The sequence below is a fragment of the Roseobacter sp. HKCCD6576-2 genome, assembly GCF_013179285.1.
Lineage (GTDB): Bacteria > Pseudomonadota > Alphaproteobacteria > Rhodobacterales > Rhodobacteraceae > Rhodophyticola > Rhodophyticola oceani.
Genome location: NZ_WVNW01000004.1, coordinates 36,649 through 54,662, shown reverse-complemented (window position 1 = coordinate 54,662; position 18,014 = coordinate 36,649). Strand labels below are relative to the sequence as shown.

The window sequence follows — 18,014 nt, the reverse complement described above, 5'->3', positions numbered from 1 at the left end:
TTCTCCAGACGCGACCAGCGCGTTCTAAAGGACGGGGGCCGCGCGCACCCACCAGCCGGGATAGGCCGCGCCGATAGCATGGGTGGCCTCACGCGCGGCGGGTTCCGTTTCGAAAAGACCGAAACACGTGGCGCCTGATCCGCTCATCCGGGCGAGGGCGCAGCCGGGGCGGGCATTGAGCCTGTCCAAAACGGTCCCGATCTCGGGTGCCAACGCTAGGGCCGGGCTTTCGAGATCGTTGCGCTGGCCGCAGAGCCATCTGATAAAGCTTGGAAAATCATGCCAGTTCGGATCGGACAAGCCAGGGTTGTTAACCGTCTTCAACCTGCGGAAAACTGACCCTGTGGGCACAGCGACGCCAGGGTTCACCAGGACAAGCCAGAGCCTGGGGAGCGGTGGGACGCCCTCCAACTCGTCACCGATGCCACCCATGCGAGTCGGGCATCCGGCAAGACACACCGGCAGATCCGCACCAAGCGAGACGATGTCGGACATTTTCGGCAAGGGGCGATCCCAGAGGGCGGCCAGACCCAGAAGCGTTGCGGCGGCATCTGCCGACCCGCCGCCGATCCCCGCAGCATTTGGGAGATGTTTCTCCAACACGATGTCAGCCCCAAGGTCCGGCCCAAACAGTCGAGCGGCTTGCAGCACAAGGTTGTCCGGCCCTTCGGGCACACCAGCCGCGCGGGGGCCCATGACTTTCAGGGTCACGCTATCGGCGAGATCGAAATGCAGCCGATCTCCGATATCCGCAAAGACCACCAGCGAGTCGAGCAGGTGATAGCCGTCATCGCGTCGCCCGGTGACATGCAGCGCAAGGTTGATTTTCGCAGGCGCAAACGCGCTGGTCGATGTCACTGGGTTTCGCCTTGGGCGGCCTCTTGCTCCAAAACCCGGGTCAAGCCGATCTCAAGCTTGAGGCGTATGCGCACGGCGTCTTCCTCTTCGGGTTCAAAGGAAAGCGCCCGATGCCATTGGAATTCGGCTTCGCGGAACCGGCCGACCATGTAATAGACATCGCCGAGATGGTCATTGATGATCGGATCGTTTGGCAGAAGCTCCACCGCGCGCTCCATCGGCGCCACTGCTTCATCGAAGCGTTCAAGGCGGTAGAGGACCCATCCCAAGCTGTCGACGATATAGCCTGAGCGCGGCTCCGCGGCGACGGCGCGTTCGATCATGTCCAGGGCCTCGTCCAAGTTCCGGCGCTGTTCGACCAAGGAATAGCCGAGATAGTTCAAAACTTGCGGCTGGTCAGGATTCAGTTCCAGCGCATGCCGGAAATCGGCTTCGGCCTCCTCCCAACGGCCTTCGCGTTCCAGGGAAATGGCGCGGGTGTAAAACAGCAGCCAGTGGCGGGGCTGTTCCCGGTCGATCTGAGCCATCGCGGCATCATAGGCAACGATGGCCTCACCGAAGCGTTCCATCCGGCGCAGCATGTCGCCAAGCCGGGCATGGACCGAGGTTTGGTCTGGATGATCGGTGGCCAGAGCTTGCAGAACCGCAACCGCATCCTCTTGTCGGTCCATTTCGAAGAGGGCTTCGGCACGGCCCATCTGACCGGTGATGAAGGCAGGCTGATCGGCAGGGAGTTCCGCATAGGTATCTGCCGCGAGATGTGGTTGATCATCCGCGATCAGCAGTTCCGCCGCCAAAAGGAGTGCGTCACCATGCGTGGGGTCGATGACATGCGCAGCCCGGGCATAGATCAGCGGCAGGGTTGGGCCGCTATCACTGCCAAGGCCCTGCGCAAGGGTGTAGAACACCTCGGCCACACCTTGTTGGGCACTGATCAGAAAATCATAGGGCCGGGTTGGATCGGCGGCGATCGCGTCGCGCAGCGCCAGAAGAACCGGGTCAGGGACGGAGCCAATGGCGAGATCGAGAAGCTCCAACGCGTCCGCCTGGCGGTCCAACTGGACAAGGACTTGCGCATGCGCCCGCACGCCGCGCGAGGTGACCTGCAGTGGGCCGTAGGTCTCGCCAGAAAGGATCGCATCCGCCCCTTCGAAGTCGCCGACAACGGCGCGCGCCAGGGCGAGGTGGTACTGGGCGATCTGGGCCAAAGCGCCATCGCTGGCGATCTCTTCGAACTCGGCCACGGCCCGGCTCATATCGCCTTCGCCCAGATGCAGCCACGCAGAGGTCAGCCCATCGATCAGCGGCCCCACGGCCTCTTCCGCCGCAATCGCCGCCAGGGCGCCCGCCAGGTCGCCGTCGCGGATGCGTGCGACTTGCTCCACCATCTGCGCCAATTCACGCCCGTCTTGATCGGCGGGCAGGCGCGCCGCGACTTCTAGGGCACGATTCCACTGGCCAAGGGCGGCCCGGGCCAAGAGCGCGTTGCCGATCAGCCCGGTGTTATCCGGATCGCGTTGCATGGCGCGCTCGAAATAGAGCGCGGCTTCGCGGTGATCGCCATCAATCACCGCCTGGCGCGCTGCGAGATAGGAGCCAGCAAGCCCCATCTGGTTTTGCGCCGCCGACGGGTTGGGCAGGATCAGACCAAGACCCAGAAGGGCAACAAAAGTCAGGGCGGCAAGGCGCATGCGCGTTCTCCGGTTCACAATTGGGTCTGAGACTAGGTGCCCGACCGGGGATAGGCAATGCGTCGGCGGGCGACCAGCGCCCGCCTGATGCGGAAGTGATCACATATTGGGGTAGTTTGGCCCGTCGCCCCCCTGCGGCACTGTCCAGTGGATGTTCTGCAACGGGTCTTTGATGTCGCAGGTCTTGCAGTGCACGCAGTTTTGGAAGTTGATTACAAAGCGCGGCTCTTGGCCGTCTTCTTCCACCACCTCATAGACGCCTGCCGGGCAATAGCGCTGCGCCGGTTCGGCATATTCCGGCAGGTTGACCGAGATCGGAATGCTGGCGTCTTTCAGCGTCAGATGCGCCGGTTGGCTTTCCTCGTGATTGGTCATCGAGAAGCTGACATTGGTCAGCCGGTCGAAGCTCAACACCCCGTCGGGTTTCGGATAGTCGATCGGCTCGAAATCCTTCGCCTTGCCGGTGTGTTCGGCATCGTTTTTGTGATGTTTCATCGTGCCGAAGAGGGTCAGCCCGGTGATGTTCGCGGTCCACATGTCCATGCCGCCGAGCATCAGCCCACCCATCAGCCCATAGCGCGACCAGAGCGGCTTCACATTGCGGACGCGCTTGAGGTCTTTGGCAATCGGGCCAGACCGCAGCTCGCTTTCATAGGTTTCGAGTTCATCACTGGCGCGGCCCGCTTGGATCGCCTCATAGGCCGCTTCTGCCGCCGCTTTGCCTGAGAGCATTGCGTTGTGGTTGCCCTTGATCCGGGGCACGTTCACCAGGCCCACACCGCAGCCAAGGATGGCACCACCGGGGAAGCAGGCCTTGGGCATCGACTGCCAGCCGCCTTCCGAGATCGCGCGCGCGCCATAGGCGACCCGTTTGCCGCCCTTCAGAAGCTCCGCCACCATCGGATGATGCTTGAAGCGCTGGAACTCCATATAGGGGTAGAGATAGGGGTTTTCGTAGTTCAGATGGACCACAAACCCGACATAAACCTGATTATTCTCAAGATGATAGATGAAGGAGCCGCCGCCGGCATTCTTGCCAAGGGGCCAGCCCATCGTGTGGGTCACTGTGCCTTCGCGATGCTTGTCCGGGTCGATCTCCCAAATCTCTTTCATGCCCAGGCCGAACTTCTGCGGCCCTCGACCCTCTGAGAGATTGTATTTCTCCATCACCTCTTTGGTGAGCGACCCACGCACACCTTCGCTGAGGAACACGTATTTGCCATGCAGTTCCATGCCTGGCTCATAGGCGTCAGACGGTGTGCCATCGGGGTTCTTGCCGAACTCCCCCGCGACTACACCTTTCACTTCACCATTGTCGCCATAGACCAGCTCAGAACAGGCCATGCCGGGAAAAATCTCAACGCCCAATTCCTCGGCCTGTTCGGCCATCCAGCGGCAGACATTGCCCATGGAGACGATGTAATTGCCATGATTGTTCATCAGCCGCGGCATCATGATATTCGGCAGCCGTACCCCGCCGCCTTCGCCGAGCATGTAGAAATTGTCCTGCCGGACCGGCACGGTGATGGGCGCGCCTTTGTCTTTCCAATCGGGGATCAGCGCATCCAGGCCAGCGGGGTCGAGCACCGCACCAGAGAGGATATGCGCACCAACTTCGGAGCCCTTTTCCAGCACCACCACATTCAGATCGGCGTCGAGCTGTTTCAGACGGATCGCAGCGGAAAGCCCCGACGGGCCCGCCCCCACGATCACCACATCATATTCCATCGACTCGCGGTCTATCTCGGCCATATGGGTCCCCCTTGGCTGACCCCGGCCTCCCCCGGCCCGAGGTCGCTAATTTCTGCGTCCGCGAAGGCGTAGCGCGACAGGGGGGCTTGGGTCAATCGTGACGCCGCATCACAGCTTGTTTTTTAAGCGGTTGAGACGCTGTTTGACTGGACTATCTCAACAGGAAATCTGGCCTTATCGGAGCGACCAAAATGTCCATTCTGCGCCTCACCTATCTCGGCCTCGCGATCCTTGGGACCGTCGTGCCGATGTATTACTTCGTGACGTGGTTTCAGGAGAATTCCTGGTCGATCATGGCAATGGTCGATGCCTGGCATGTGAACGCGGCGACCTCGGGGCTGGTTTGGGACCTGACGATTGCTGCGGTGGCGCTGACGATTTGGATTTTGGCTGAGGCGATCACGCGCCGGGATTACCTTTCCCTTCTGGCTGTGCCGACGATCTATTGCATCGGGGTGAGTTGCGGCTTGCCGCTTTATCTCTATCTGCGCTCCAGGCCGCGCGGATGAGGCGCTTTGCATCTGCGGCGCAAGCTGCTACCTGCGCCCGAGATATGATTTAAAGGCCCAAGATGGATCATTTCCTGTATCGCGACGGCATTCTGCATGCCGAAGACGTGCCCCTGCCCGAGATCGCGGCAGCGGTTGGCACGCCGTTCTATGTCTACTCCACCGCGACGCTGACCCGGCATTACCGGCTTTTCAAAGATGCGCTGGATGGGCTGCCGAATATGGTCTGTTACGCGATGAAGTCCAACAGCAATCAGGCGGTGATCAAGACACTTGGTGATTTGGGCGCAGGCATGGATGTGGTCTCCGGCGGGGAGTATCTGCGCGCCAAGGCCGCCGGTGTGCCGGGCGAGCGGATCGTGTTCTCGGGCGTCGGCAAGACGCGGGACGAGATGGAATTGGCGCTGGCCGGCGGCATCCGACAGGTCAATCTGGAATCAGAGCCGGAGATGACGCTTTTGAGCCAGGTGGCGAGCGCGATGGGCAAAACAGTGCCCGTCACCATTCGGGTGAACCCGGATGTGGACGCCAAGACCCATGCCAAAATCGCCACCGGCAAATCCGAGAACAAATTCGGCATCCCGATCGCGCGGGCGCGCGAGGTTTATGCCATGGCGGCGGCGCTGCCCGGGCTCGAAGTCGTGGGGATCGACGTGCATATCGGCAGCCAGTTGACCGATCTGGCACCGTTTGAGGCCGCCTATCTGAAGGTAGCAGAGTTGACCCATCAGCTCCGCGCCGATGGGCATGAGATCAAGCGCTTGGACCTCGGTGGTGGTTTGGGCATCCCTTATACCCGCTCGAACGAGGCTCCGCCGCTGCCCACAGAATACGGTGCGCTGATCAAGCGAACGGTGGGCGATCTGGATGTTGAGGTGGAGATTGAGCCGGGTCGCCTGATCTCGGGCAATGCGGGGCTGATGGTCTCGGGCGTGATCTATGTAAAGCACGGCGAGGGGCGGGATTTTCTGATCCTCGACGCCGCGATGAATGATCTGATCCGCCCGGCGATGTATGAGGCGTATCACGATATTGTTCCGGTGATGGAACCCGCGCCGGGTGTCGAGCAAGCCCGCTATGATATTGTCGGCCCGGTCTGCGAAAGCGGTGATACCTTCACCAAAGAGCGCGATATGCCGCCGCTGCGGGCGGGCGATCTGGTCGCGTTCCGCTCGGCCGGTGCCTATGGTGCGGTGATGTCGAGCGAGTATAACACGCGGCCTTTGATCCCTGAGGTCCTGGTGAAAGATGATCAATTTGCCGTAATCCGCCCAAGACCGACATTTGACGAGATCATTAATCGCGATATCGTTCCGGAGTGGCTATGATGCCATGAAACCGCCCCGAAAGGGATCATGACGGATCAAACCCCTTCCAATGACGCCGCGTTGAGGCGTCTGATCTGGCCGCTGCGCCTGACCCGTCTGGGTATGGTTGCCGAGCGGGTTGTGCGGGCGTTTTGGCCGGTTTGGACGATTGTGTTGCTGGCGGTCGCGCTGTTTGCTTTTGGCGCGGCGGATGCGTTGCCGCTTGAGTTATTGTGGGTTGCCTTGGGTCTCACCATGGCCGCTCTGATTTGGTTTGCAGTCAAAGGTATCCGTATTTTTGAGATGCCGACGCCGGCGGAGGCGTTGGACAGGCTCGACCGGACGCTGCCAGGTCGCCCAATCACTGCCTTGATCGACACGCCTGCCGTGGGAGCGGATGACCCAGCCTCGCAATCGGTCTGGGCCGCGCATGTGGCGCGGATGGCCGAGAAAGTGGCCGCCGCCCGCGCGCCCGAGCCGGATTTGCGCCTCTCAGACCGAGACCCTTATGCGCTGCGCTATGTGGCGGGGGTCGCCTTTGCCATGGCGCTGCTCTTCGGGTCCGTCTGGCGGGTCGGCGATATGGGCGATGTGGTGATCGGCACGGGCGAGGCCACGATCAGCGGCCCAAGCTGGGAAGGTTGGGTCGAGCCGCCGCTCTATACCGGGCTGCCCTCGCTCTATCTCAACGATATCACCCAAGCCGCGTTTGAAGCCCCGGCGGGGTCGCGCATCACCGTACGGTTCTATGGCGAAGCGGGTGCGCTAAGCCTCCGCCAGAGTGTGATGGCGGCCGCAGTCGAGTCCGATACAGATGCCACCGCACCGGCGCAAGACTTGGTGCTGGAGCGCTCCGGCGAGGTCGCCATTGAGGGGCCAAACGGGCGCAGTTGGCAGATTTCCATGCTGATGGATCAGCCGCCTGCTGTTGTCATGGATGGAGATATGACCGGCGTTCCACCGGGGCAGATGCAGTTCACCTACACGGCGACCGATGACTACGCGGTAATCTCGGGGCAAGCCCGGTTGATGCTGGATGCCGAGGCGGCGGACCGGCGCTTTGGCCTGGCTGTGGAGCCAGAGCCGCGCGAGGCGCTGGTGCTCGACCTACCGATGCCGTTTTCCGGCTCTCGGTCGGAGTTCTCGGAATTGCTGGTCGAGGATCTGTCGCAGCACCCGTTTGCCAATCTGCCGGTCACCGTGACGCTGACGGTGGTGGATGACGCTGGTCAGATTGGGACGATCCGCGAGGCGATTGCGCGCCTGCCGGGCCGCCGGTTCTTTGACCCGCTGGCCAACGCACTCATCGAACAACGTCGTGATATTCTTTGGTCACGCGAGAATGCGGCGCGCGCGGCGCAAATCCTGCGTGCTGTCAGCCACCGGCCCGAAGGTGTGTTTGACGATGACGGGGCGTATCTGATGGTCCGCACCGCGATCCGCCGGTTGGAAAGCGGGGTAGATAGCCTATCAGTTGAGACCCGGGATCAGGTGGCGGAGATTCTCTGGAATGCGGCGATCCAGCTTGAAGAGGGCGATTTGGCCGATGCACTGGAACGGCTCCGCCGGGCGCAGGATCGACTCTCGGAGGCGATGCGTCAGGGCGCGAGCGATGAGGAAATCGCGCAATTGATGGATGAGCTGCGCCAGGCGATGGACGACTATATGCAGCAGCTCGCCGAAAACGCGCAGCCAGGCGAGGATCAGCCGGATCAATCGGGAGAGACCATGGAGATGTCCATGGCCGATCTCGACGAGATGCTGCGCCGGATCGAAGAGCTGATGCAGCAGGGCCGGATGGCCGAGGCGCAGGAAATGCTCGATGCGCTGCGCCAGATGATGGAAAACATGCAGATCACCCAAGGGGAAGGCGGCGACGGGCCGCGGACCCCGGGCGAGCAAACGATGCAGGATCTGCAAGACACGCTGCGCGATCAACAAGACCTCAGCGATGACAGCTTCCGGGAGTTGCAGGAGCAGTTCAACCCAGGCCGTCCAAACCCGCAGCAGGGCCAGCCCGGTCAGCAGAGCCAACAAGGGCAGGGCCAGCAGAGCCAACCGGTGCAGCCCGGCCAGGAAGGCCAGCAACAAGGCCAGCCGAGCGATCAAACCCAAGATGGGCAAGGCGGCTCACAAAGCGGCCAGCCGCCCCAAGATGGCCTGCAGCAGGGCCAAGGCCAGGGCGGCGAGAATGACGGCCGCAGTCTGGCCGAGCGCCAAGAGGATTTGCGCCGTCAGTTGGAGGAACAGGCCTTCAACCTGCCCGGCGAGGGCACTGAGGGCGGCGAGGCGGCACAGCGCGCCCTGGAAGATGCTGAGCGGGCCATGGATGAGGCGGCCGATGCGCTGGGGCGCGGTGATTTGGCCGATGCGCTGGACAGCCAATCAGAGGCGATGGAAGCGCTTCGCGATGGGATGAGCGAATTGGGCCGCGCCTTGGCACAAGAGGAAGGCGCGCAGGAGCCGGGGCAGGGGCAGGCCGATGGCACCATGCAACCGGATCGGCCCTTGCAGGACCCACTGGGCCGTCAGGCGGGCAACTCGGGTGCCTTTGGGTCGGAGGAAGGGTTTGAGCAACGCGAAGAGGCGTTCCGCCGGGCGCGTGAGCTTTTGGACGAGATCCGTCGTCGCTCCGCAGAGCAGGAGCGTCCCGAGATCGAGCTCGAATACCTGCGTCGGCTGTTGGACCAGTTCTGAGGTTGGAGCTATTCGCTCGGCGGCGTGTCGCCGCTGGCGGATTCATCGTCTTGCAACACACCTTGCGCCAAGTCATCGAGCCACAGACGGGCGGCGTTCACTTGCGTGACATAGGCTTGAAGCGCCGGGCTAGCCTGCGGGACCCGTTCGGCGATTTGAACGGCATTGGAGTAAATGGCCACGAGGGCCGCGGTGATGAACAGGACGAGGGCAAAGCCAAGCCGCGCCCCGCGGCGGCGTCGCGGCGCCCCGTCAACGGTCTCCACGTCGCTGGCTTCCTGCTCGTTCGCGTTCCGATCCGAGGTCGCGCGCAGGGTCGAATTGATCTCTTCGATATCAGGCAGTAGATCGCGGCGTGGTCCGGCGGCCTGCCCCCCGCTGATCAGCTCATCCAGGATCTCTTCATCGAAATTCTCATCCGCTTCTGGCAATTGCCGCTGTGGCGGTGTGTCGGCTTCCGGTGGCGTCGACGTCGGCGGCGCGCTGTCCAGCGCCATTTCGTCTTGGGTCTCGACGATTTCGGCCTCTTCCCGGCGCAAGCGCGTCTCGCGCTCGGCCTCTTCGCGCAGCAAGTTCCGGACCGCCGGGTCTAGATCGCGGCGCGCCGGCCCGTCATCTAAAGCGGCGTTGTCTGCGTCTTCGGGCTCTGTGGCGGAAGTCTCCGTTGGGTCGGCTTCTTGCGTCGACTCGGAACCTTCGGTGTCGAACTGAGCCGCTTGGACCTCGGTTTCGGCCTCGGCGTTCGCCTCAACCTCGTCATCAATTGCCGACCGCGCGCCTGGCTGAAACCAGGTCGTGGAGCAATTCGAGCATTGAACATCCCGCCCTTCCGGGGGGATCATCTCGTCATCGACTTCGTATCGAGCGCTGCAATTGGGACATGTCAGCCGCATCACTACCCCGTTTCCGCCACGCCTTCGCGCCACTGCCCTTATCGTTATCTATCACAATATCTATCAATCTACGGCACTGTTTCCAAGTGATTGTATATCTGTGCCAATTGCAACCTTGCCTCGCCTGGGGCATGAGGGGGGAGCGAGGTTGCAGGGGGCAGGGATCGTGATCGAATTGGAGGATGCGGCATACGGCTATGGGGCCGAGCCTCTTCTGTCTGAGATCAGCTTGCGTCTGGCGCCGGGATCGTTCCATTTCTTGACCGGCCCATCAGGCGCGGGCAAGACCACCTTTCTCAAGCTGTGCTATGCGGAGTTGCTGCCCACGGGCGGGTCGGTGAAGCTGTTTGAGCAAGAGGCCAAGACCATGGCCCGCGATGAGATCGCCTTGGCGCGGCAGCGGATTGGCGTGGTGCATCAAGATTGCCAGTTTCTCGACCATCTGCCGGTATCGGAGAATATCGCCCTGCCGCTGACCGTCTCAAACCGGCAGACCGGCGAAGAAGCGGCCAATCTGGAAGAGCTGATCGGTTGGGTCGGGCTGCGGGCGCGCGCCGATGCGTTGCCGCCGGAGCTCTCGGGCGGGGAACGGCAACGCGCGGCGCTGGCCCGCGCCGTGATCATGGATCCGGATGTCATCCTGGCCGACGAGCCCACGGGCAATGTGGATTGGGAGATGTCGCTGCGACTGCTGACGCTTTTGGTCGAGCTTAACAAGATGGGCAAAACCGTGCTGATCGCGACGCATGATCTATCGCTGATCCGGGCGGCCAAAGCGCAGGTCTCCGCGCGTGTTCTGCGGATCGGCGATGGGCGTCTGCAATTGGCGGGGGCGGATTTATGAACCGTGTGCTGGCTCTGCTGCAGGGCGATAGCCAAGCGGACCGTGTGGTGCCGCCTTCGGGGTACTCCGCCCGGTTGACGCTGTTCACCGCTGGCGCGATGGCATTCTTGGCGGTCTTCGCGATGGCGCTGTCTCTCGCGGCGGGACGCTTGGCGGATCGATGGTCAGACGCGCTGGCGCGCAGTTCCACGATCCGAATTTCCGCGCCTGTCGCGGAATTGGAAGCGCAGACCTGGGCCGTTTTGACAGTTCTAGAACAAACGCCGGGCGTGGATAGCGCGCGGGCCCTGACCGATGAGGAACAACGCGCGCTTTTGGAGCCTTGGTTTGGGCCCGATCTGCCGGTGGCCGATCTGCCGATCCCGCGCTTGGTTGAAGTGATCGAGACCGAAGCGGGCTATGACGCGGAGGGTTTGCGCCAACGTTTGGCGGCTGAAGCGCCAGGCGCGGTTTTGGATGATCATACAAGATGGCGTCGTCCGCTGGTCGAGGCGGCGAACCGGTTGCGGATGTTGGGTTGGGTGGCGATGGGTCTGATCCTGGCCTCGACCGCCGCGTTGATCACCCTGGCGGCGGGCTCGGCTCTGGCTGCGAACCAGAGTGTGATCACCGTCATGCGCCTGGTCGGGGCGAAGGACAATTACATCGCGAGGGCCTTCGTGCGGCGCTTCACACTGCGCGCCCTGATGGGGGCTGCGGTGGGGACAGGTGCGGGCATGGTTGCGGTGGCGCTCCTGCCGCGCGCTGGCGATGATGAAGCGTTCCTTACGGGTCTTGGTTTTGCCGGTGTGCACTGGCTCTGGCCGCTCACCGTGCCGATCCTGGCGGCGGTGACGGCGTTCTGGGCGACCCGGATTGCCGCGTTTCGGACTTTAAGAGGGCTCAGATGATCCAATGGCTCCGATCTTTGATCTTTATCGGGCAGATGTATTTGGCGATGCCGGTGCTGGCGGTCGTCTACTTGCCCTGGGCGCTCTTTAGCCCCGCAGGCGCCCATGCCGCCTGTCACGCCTATTGCCGGTGGGTGTTTTGGACGCTTGGTTGGATGGTTGGCCTCAAGGTCGAGGTGCGGGGCGAGATCCCGACCGATGAGGTGATGATCGCCGCGAAACATCAGTCGTTTCTCGACATCATGATGATCTATAACGCAGTGCCGCGCGGCAAATTCATCATGAAGCGGATTTTGATGTTCGCACCAATCTTGGGCCAATATGCGCTCCGCATCGGTTGCGTTCCGGTGAACCGGGGCAAACGCGGTGCGGCGATCAAGAAGATGTTGGAAGACGTGCGGAGCGGCCAGCAAGAGGGCGGCCAACTCATCATCTACCCGCAGGGGACCCGCGTCGCGCCAGGGGACTACAGACCTTACAAGATCGGCACCGGTGCGCTTTATGAGCAAATGGAACAGCCCTGCGTGCCGGTGGCGGCGAATGTCGGTGCTTTCTGGCCGAAACATGGGATTACCCGGAAACCTGGCGTGGCTGTGGTGGAGTTTCTGCCCCGGATCGAGCCGGGGTTGAGCAAAGACGCATTCATGGCGCGGCTGGAGACAGAAGTGGAAACGGCCAGTAATGCGCTACTGGACGAGGTCGGATTTCGGAGAGACTGATGGACACGATTGATGACATGGCCGCCCTGGAAGCGATCTATGACGCGCCGGTGTCCGCCTCGCTGACCAAAGTCGCCAAGCGTGTGACGCCGCTCTATCGGCAGTGGATCGAGGCCTCGCGGTTCTGCGTCTTGACCACCGTTGGCCCCGAAGGCACCGATGCCAGCCCGCGAGGCGATGATGGCCCCGTGGTGCGGATCGCGGACGACAAGACGTTGCTCCTGCCGGATTGGCGCGGGAACAATCGGATCGACAGCTTACGCAACATCGTTCGCGACGGGCGGGTGAGCCTGATGTTCATGGTGCCGGGGTCCAACAATGTGGTGCGGGTGAACGGGCGCGCCGTGCTGACTGCGGATACAGCCGTCACAGGGCAATTTGAGCAACGCGGAAAGCAGCCCAAAACCGTGATCGTGGTGACGCCTGAGGAGATCTATTTCCAATGCGCCAAGGCGATCATGCGGTCTGGCCTTTGGACGCGCGGTGATGATAGCGCGGGGATTCCAAGCGCGGGTCAGTTCGTCAAAGAAATGAAGGCGGATTTCGATGCCGAGAGCTACGATAGCGGCTATGCGGAATATGCCAAGACGCGGATGTGGTGACGGCGCGCTCAGCCGATGCCAAGAGCGCGCAGCGAGACATCGGCGACATAATCTTGCCCATAGGCCGCCAACCCGATGGAGCGAACCTCCTCTGGTCTCAGGTCTCTCGACAGCAACTGACCTTGCGGTGTGAACGCGGAAAGCGGCAGGCTGATATCCGACCAATCCGGCCCGGCCTCGAACCCGGCTTGATAAAACTGCCAGGGCAGGCGCGTGCGGGTTGTCCGTAGGTGGAGGAAGTACCGAGCCCCATTGCCGCGAACCTGCAGGCGTAGCGCTGCGGTGTCGGGCGGTAGGCCATCCGGCAGCGTTGTACGGACCTGGATAAAGCCGCCGCGATTGGCTGTTGAGACGGTGCCTGTCAGGCGAATGGCCGCATCTTCGATCTGGGCTTGGCCCTCTGAGACGCCGCCCATCACATTGTCGGCCAAATAGGTCCAATCTAGCTCTGAAACGGGTGTCATCGCATTGCGCTCCAACCCAGCCTGCCCCATTGAGGCGAGGCAACTCGTGACAAGACCGCCGAGGACGGCCCGGCGCGTGATCACGCGGCCAGCCCTTTCGAGCCCATATCCAGGTATTTCTTCCGGCGTGCTTTCACGAGCGCTTTGCCGTTCTGCCCGTCCATCTCGGCCAAAAGGCTTTCGATCGCTTTACCGACGGCGGTGATCGTCGCGTCCCGGTCGCGCTGTGCGCCGCCGGCGGGTTCTCGGATGATGTGATCGGCGACGCCAAGGCGCTGGAGGTCTTGCGCGGTGAGCCGCAGGGCTTCGGCGGCTTCGCGCATCTTCTCGGCATCTTTCCAAAGGATCGATGCGCAACCTTCGGGGGAGATCACCGAATAGATCGAGTGTTCCAACATGGCCAGTTTATCGGCGGTCGCAAAGGCCACAGCCCCGCCAGAGCCACCCTCGCCGATGATGACCGAGATCAGCGGCACCTTGATTTGCAGGCATTTCTCAGTGCTCCGCGCGATGGCTTCCGATTGCCCGCGCTCTTCGGCGCCTTTGCCCGGATAGGCGCCGGGCGTGTCGACCAGCGTTACGACCGGCAGGCCAAACCGATCCGCCATCTCCATCAAGCGGACCGCTTTGCGATAGCCCTCGGGCCGCGCCATGCCGAAATTCCGCTCGATCCGGGTCTTGGTGTCATGGCCCTTCTCATGGCCAATCACCACGACGGGTGTGTCGTTGAACCGCGCCAGCCCGCCCATCACCGCATGATCATCAGCGAAATTCCGATCACCTGCCAGCGGGGTGTATTCGGTGAAAAGCGCGTCGATATAGTCGCGGCAATGGGGCCGGTCAGGGTGGCGTGCCACTTGGCATTTCCGCCACGGCGTCAAGTCGCGATAAAGCTCCACCAGCATATCGGCGGCCTTTTTGTCGAGCGCTTTGGCCTCTTCCTCGACATCCATCTCCTCGTTCTGGCGCGCCAGGGCGCGCAACTCTTCTGCCTTGCCTTCGATCTCGGCGAGGGGTTTTTCAAAATCGAGGTAGTTCATGTGGATCGTCCTACGCTTTTGCTGGCAGTTATATGACGCTGGCTGCTTGGGTATGCAATGCCGTGGTCTATTTGAAGGCGGCCTCCCAGTCGAAATCGGCCGATGCCTCCAGGCTCTGCGGCCACCCCGCTGCCCAGTCTGGCATTGCGGCCATCTCCACCCGATCCGAAGCCGGGAAGTAGGGTTTGATATCGATAAGGGGCGTGCCCAGCAATGTGTCGATCCAATAGGTGTGAAGGATGCCTGCCGTTTCATCCACACCCGCGATTTCGATCACCGAGAGTCCGATCGGGTTGATCCGAGCCTCGGAGCGTGTGGCGAAGACACCGACATTCCCGCTGCTCCCGGTGTAGGGCCGTGGCAGCACCAATGTCTGTTGCGCGGCCGCCTCGGTTTCATGTGCCCACCAAAGAATAACAGCGTGGCTGAACGCACCAAGGCCGCGCAAACCCGCGCGATAGGCTTCTGTGACGCGCAATTCCGCGCCACTTGCCCCCTGCTCAACTGTGCCAATATAGGTGATTTTGCGATCTCTCAGCGTCATAATCTGCTCCTCTCTGCTGTGTGAGACCCGGTTCCTGCCTGTCTTTGATGCCGCTTGCCAAGCGGGCATCGCCATCGCCGCCGCAATACCGCAAGATTTGCGAACCGGGGTCGACGCATAAGGGCTCGGAACGCAACGGGAGGCTGTCACAACATGGCAAGCTATGAAGATCGGCTGCTGAGGGTACTGGCCTATATCTATGAGCACCCTGCGGGCGATTTGTCGCTCGATACGCTCGCCGATGTGGCGGCGATGAGTCGGTTTCATTGGCACCGGGTGTTTCGGGCAATGACGGGCGAGACCTGCGCCCAAGCCGTGCGCCGGGTGCGGTTGCATCGGGCGGCGGTCTGGTTGGTGCAGAGCGACCGACCGCTGAAACAGGTGGCCGCCGATGTCGGGTATCCCAGTCTTCCCAGCTTCAGCCGGGCCTTTCAGGCGGCCCATGGCATGACCCCTGGGGCGTTCAGAACCCGTGGCGAAATGTTGCCACCTCTTCAGAACGCTGGACAAGGAGACTATCCTGTGTACCCCATTGAAATCATGAACCAACCGACCCGCCGTTTGGCCGCTGTGTCGCACCAAGGACCCTATGCCGAAATTGGCAAGGCCTTCGAGAGTGTGGCCGCGCTTGCGACCTCTCGCAGCCTTTGGCCGCATATCACCGGTATGGTCGGGGTGTATTATGACGACCCCGAGGCGACTGCGGCTGAGGATCTCAGAAGTTTGGCTGGTGTGGTGGTTGACGACGCAATGACCATTGATGCCCCGCTTGAGGATGTGCGTCTGCCTCAGGGGCGCTATGCGGTGATGCACTACAAAGGGCCGTATTCCGGCCTCGCGGCGGCGTATAAGCATATGTATGGCGTCTGGGTGCCGAACTCCGGTGAAGAGCTTGGGGATCATCCGCCGATCGAAGTCTATCTGAACAACCCGCAAGACACAGCGCCGGACGAGCTTCTGACCGATGTTTGTGTGCCGCTGAAATAGGAGACCGATCTATGCCCAAGATCGAGATTGTGACCGAGGCCGCTGAGCTTTCCCTAATCGGCGTGCCACATGCCGGAAGCCATGCCGGGATTGGGAAGGCGTTTCAACGCCTTGCGGATCAGTTGACCGCGCAGGCCCTTTGGGATCGCTCCGGCGCCTGGGCGGCGATCTATCACAACAGTCCTGGGGCGGTTGCAGAACCTGCGCTCCGCTCCCACGCGGCATGCGTTTTCCCGGCGGAGGCACCGCTGCCTGACGGGTTTGACCGCGTCGTCCTGTCCGCTGGCCGGTATGCGGAACTAATCCATGCCGGGCCTTATGCGGGTCTGCCTGAATCCTGGATGTGGTTTCGTCAGACAGGGATGGGCGCTGCAGGGTTTGTTCCGGCAGACGGCCCCTCGGCGGAGATGTATCTCAATGATCCGGAGTTCACCGCGCCCGAAGATCTGCGGACGCGGCTTCTGATTCCGATCGCCGGGTGAGGCTGGTCAGCCGGCAATCATCTCGGATTGTTTTACGATCACCTCGGCCTGTTTGATCGAGGCGATATCGACCAGCCGACCTTTGTAGACCGTGGCCCCAGCCCCCGATTTCTTGGCCTCTTCCATCGCGGCCAAGATCTCACGGGCCTCGGCAACCGCTTCGTCGGACGGGGTGAAGACCTCATTGGCGAGCGCAATCTGCTTGGGGTGGATCGCCCATTTGCCAACCATCCCAAGCGTTGCGGAGCGCCGGGCCTGGGCACGGTAGCCGTCATCGTCGGAAAAATCGCCGAACGGCCCATCGACCGGCAGCACGCCATGGGTGCGGCAGGCGGCGACAATCGCGGTCTGCGCCCAATGCCAGGGGTCTGAATAGTGGCGCGTCTCGCCATGCAGCATGTAGTAGTTTTCTTGGGTGCCGCCGATGCCGGTGGTCTGCATCCCCATTGAGGCTGCGAAATCTGCCGCGCCGAGCGACATGGCTTGGAGGCGCGGCGAGGCGGCGGCGATTTCTTCCACGTGGGCGATGCCAGCGGCGCTTTCGATGATCACCTCAAAGCTGATCTGCTTGCGGCGCCCCTTGGCGGTTTCAATCGCCGTGACCAGCGCGTCGACCGCATAGATATCCGCTGCGCAGCCCACCTTTGGGATCATGATCTGATCCAGCCGTTCGTCGGCCTGCTCCAGAAGATCGACCACGTCGCGATACCAATAGGGCGTGTCGAGCCCATTGATCCGCACGCTCAACGTCTTGTTGCCCCAATCCACCGCGCCAATCGCCTGGATCACATTGGCGCGGGCCTGTGCCTTATCATCCGGCGCGACGCTGTCCTCCAGATCGAGATTGATCACATCCGCCGCGCTGGCCGCCATCTTCTCAAACAGTTTGGTGTTGGAACCGGGGCCGAACAATTGGCATCGATTGGGGCGGGCGACGGGGTGGGGTTGCAGGCGGAAGCTCATGAGGCGATTCCCTTTGGCGCAAGGATGTGTCGTTTGGCGTGACCTGAGGCGTAGGATATTGCGCGGGCGGGCGCAAGTGCTGCGGCGCGGCATGATGATCGCCAGTGCGGTTCCGTGTACTCCGGCAGCTAATCTTGAGCCTGGAGCTGTGCAGAGCAAAATGCGCGTTCGCTCCAATTGCATCAGCCTCGGCTTTGGCGGCGCGTTCAACAAAGGGGCGTCAGTTGAGCGGGCTTATAAGTTGGCCTAAGTTGGCGTGGTTATCTGGTTGCCATAACCAGACTTGTTGAAAGGACCGCGTCGCATGATTGCTTACGTCACCATCGGCGCAGATGACATCGCACGGGCGAAACGGTTTTACGCGGCGTTCCTGCCAGCGCTTGATTACGAGTTGGAGGAGCGGGCTGACGGCCTAAGCTGCACGCTCCGCACGCAACCCAGCCAGTCTGTCGCTCTGCCGGACCTCTACATCAAGACACCCTTCGATGGACACCCGGCGTCGGCTGGAAACGGTGTGATGATCGCGTTCGAGGCACGCAGTCAGCAGCAGGTTCGTGACCTCCACGCCGCCGCACTTGTCGCGGGCGGCTCCGACGAGGGCCAACCGGGTTTCCGCGATGCCTATGGACCGCGCTTTTATGTTGGCTACCTTCGCGACCCTCAAGGCAACAAGATTGCGTTGTTCGCCAGCAATCCGAACGAACCGGGGCGCGACGGATAACGCGGGTAACACGCCATCGTCGCGTTGGGCAAGCTCGGTAAGCGGGTTCGC

18 protein-coding genes are annotated in these 18,014 nt (G+C 62.1%); 10 read left to right on the top strand and 8 right to left on the bottom strand.

Annotated features, from left to right (window positions below):
• Positions 1–24 precede the first annotated feature (24 nt).
• The 3 genes from GTF44_RS14955 to GTF44_RS14945 all read right to left on the bottom strand — a co-directional run bounded on the left by GTF44_RS14955 (position 25) and on the right by GTF44_RS14945 (position 4,301).
• Positions 25–858 carry a 4-(cytidine 5'-diphospho)-2-C-methyl-D-erythritol kinase gene (locus GTF44_RS14955; protein ID WP_171560379.1) on the bottom strand — a complete coding sequence of 278 codons (834 nt, stop codon included), beginning with the start codon at positions 856–858 and terminating at the stop codon, positions 25–27.
• Positions 855–2,549, bottom strand: a complete 1,695-nt coding sequence (locus GTF44_RS14950; protein ID WP_171560382.1) for a tetratricopeptide repeat protein — start codon at positions 2,547–2,549, stop codon at positions 855–857. Before GTF44_RS14950 ends, GTF44_RS14955 begins: the two co-directional genes overlap by 4 nt.
• Positions 2,550–2,648: 99 nt before the next feature.
• Positions 2,649–4,301 carry an electron transfer flavoprotein-ubiquinone oxidoreductase gene (locus tag GTF44_RS14945; RefSeq protein ID WP_171560385.1) on the bottom strand — a complete coding sequence of 551 codons (1,653 nt, stop codon included), beginning with the start codon at positions 4,299–4,301 and terminating at the stop codon, positions 2,649–2,651.
• Between the two features lie 191 nt (positions 4,302–4,492).
• Here GTF44_RS14945 and GTF44_RS14940 point away from each other — a divergent pair, with 191 nt between their 5' ends.
• The 3 genes from GTF44_RS14940 (at position 4,493) to GTF44_RS14930 (ending at position 8,814) form a co-directional block, all read left to right on the top strand.
• Positions 4,493–4,810 (top strand): DUF2834 domain-containing protein, encoded by a 318-nt coding sequence (locus GTF44_RS14940; RefSeq protein WP_171560388.1) that lies wholly within the window; start codon positions 4,493–4,495, stop codon positions 4,808–4,810.
• A 62-nt stretch (positions 4,811–4,872) separates the two neighbouring features.
• The gene (gene lysA / locus GTF44_RS14935; RefSeq protein WP_171560391.1) at positions 4,873–6,138 is read left to right on the top strand and encodes a diaminopimelate decarboxylase; all 1,266 of its coding nucleotides are present in this window, start codon (positions 4,873–4,875) and stop codon (positions 6,136–6,138) included.
• A 27-nt stretch (positions 6,139–6,165) separates the two neighbouring features.
• Positions 6,166–8,814 carry a DUF4175 domain-containing protein gene (locus GTF44_RS14930; protein WP_253261231.1) on the top strand — a complete coding sequence of 883 codons (2,649 nt, stop codon included), beginning with the start codon at positions 6,166–6,168 and terminating at the stop codon, positions 8,812–8,814.
• 8 nt (positions 8,815–8,822) lie between these two features.
• Here GTF44_RS14930 and GTF44_RS14925 read toward each other — a convergent pair whose 3' ends face one another.
• On the bottom strand, positions 8,823–9,707 hold the full coding sequence (locus GTF44_RS14925; RefSeq protein ID WP_171560393.1) for a zinc-ribbon domain-containing protein: 885 nt from the start codon (positions 9,705–9,707) through the stop codon (positions 8,823–8,825).
• A 166-nt stretch (positions 9,708–9,873) separates the two neighbouring features.
• Between GTF44_RS14925 and GTF44_RS14920 the strand changes: the two genes are divergently transcribed.
• Genes GTF44_RS14920 through GTF44_RS14905 form a run of 4 tightly spaced genes read left to right on the top strand, consistent with a single transcriptional unit; the run spans position 9,874 to position 12,762 of the window.
• On the top strand, positions 9,874–10,551 hold the full coding sequence (locus GTF44_RS14920) for an ATP-binding cassette domain-containing protein (protein WP_145214747.1): 678 nt from the start codon (positions 9,874–9,876) through the stop codon (positions 10,549–10,551).
• Positions 10,548–11,441, top strand: a complete 894-nt coding sequence (locus GTF44_RS14915) for an ABC transporter permease (RefSeq protein ID WP_171560395.1) — start codon at positions 10,548–10,550, stop codon at positions 11,439–11,441. Before GTF44_RS14920 ends, GTF44_RS14915 begins: the two co-directional genes overlap by 4 nt.
• Entirely contained in the window at positions 11,438–12,160 is a 723-nt protein-coding gene (locus GTF44_RS14910; RefSeq protein WP_171560398.1) for a 1-acyl-sn-glycerol-3-phosphate acyltransferase, read from the top strand. The genes GTF44_RS14915 and GTF44_RS14910 overlap by 4 nt, the downstream gene beginning before the upstream one ends.
• Positions 12,160–12,762, top strand: a complete 603-nt coding sequence (locus GTF44_RS14905) for a pyridoxamine 5'-phosphate oxidase family protein (protein ID WP_171560401.1) — start codon at positions 12,160–12,162, stop codon at positions 12,760–12,762. The genes GTF44_RS14910 and GTF44_RS14905 overlap by 1 nt, the downstream gene beginning before the upstream one ends.
• Positions 12,763–12,770: 8 nt before the next feature.
• Here the strand turns inward: GTF44_RS14905 and GTF44_RS14900 are convergent, their stop codons facing one another.
• From GTF44_RS14900 to GTF44_RS14890, 3 genes are all read right to left on the bottom strand, one after another.
• A complete protein-coding gene (locus tag GTF44_RS14900; protein WP_171560404.1) occupies positions 12,771–13,310 on the bottom strand; it encodes a CIA30 family protein in 540 nt (179 codons plus the stop codon).
• On the bottom strand, positions 13,307–14,266 hold the full coding sequence (locus tag GTF44_RS14895) for an acetyl-CoA carboxylase carboxyltransferase subunit alpha (protein ID WP_171560406.1): 960 nt from the start codon (positions 14,264–14,266) through the stop codon (positions 13,307–13,309). Before GTF44_RS14895 ends, GTF44_RS14900 begins: the two co-directional genes overlap by 4 nt.
• A 67-nt stretch (positions 14,267–14,333) precedes the next feature.
• Complete coding sequence (locus tag GTF44_RS14890; protein ID WP_171560409.1) at positions 14,334–14,810, bottom strand: TrmO family methyltransferase; 477 nt, start codon at positions 14,808–14,810, stop codon at positions 14,334–14,336.
• A 153-nt stretch (positions 14,811–14,963) separates the two neighbouring features.
• Between GTF44_RS14890 and GTF44_RS14885 the strand changes: the two genes are divergently transcribed.
• Both GTF44_RS14885 and GTF44_RS14880 read left to right on the top strand, forming a co-directional pair.
• Positions 14,964–15,797, top strand: coding sequence for a GyrI-like domain-containing protein (locus tag GTF44_RS14885; RefSeq protein WP_171560412.1), 834 nt, complete (start codon positions 14,964–14,966; stop codon positions 15,795–15,797).
• Positions 15,798–15,808: 11 nt separating this feature from the next.
• Entirely contained in the window at positions 15,809–16,279 is a 471-nt protein-coding gene (locus tag GTF44_RS14880; protein ID WP_171560415.1) for a GyrI-like domain-containing protein, read from the top strand.
• Positions 16,280–16,285: 6 nt separating this feature from the next.
• Here GTF44_RS14880 and GTF44_RS14875 read toward each other — a convergent pair whose 3' ends face one another.
• Positions 16,286–17,242, bottom strand: a complete 957-nt coding sequence (locus GTF44_RS14875; RefSeq protein WP_171560418.1) for an L-malyl-CoA/beta-methylmalyl-CoA lyase — start codon at positions 17,240–17,242, stop codon at positions 16,286–16,288.
• Between the two features lie 304 nt (positions 17,243–17,546).
• Here GTF44_RS14875 and GTF44_RS14870 point away from each other — a divergent pair, with 304 nt between their 5' ends.
• Complete coding sequence (locus GTF44_RS14870; protein ID WP_171560421.1) at positions 17,547–17,963, top strand: VOC family protein; 417 nt, start codon at positions 17,547–17,549, stop codon at positions 17,961–17,963.
• The last annotated feature ends 51 nt before the right edge of the window (positions 17,964–18,014 follow it).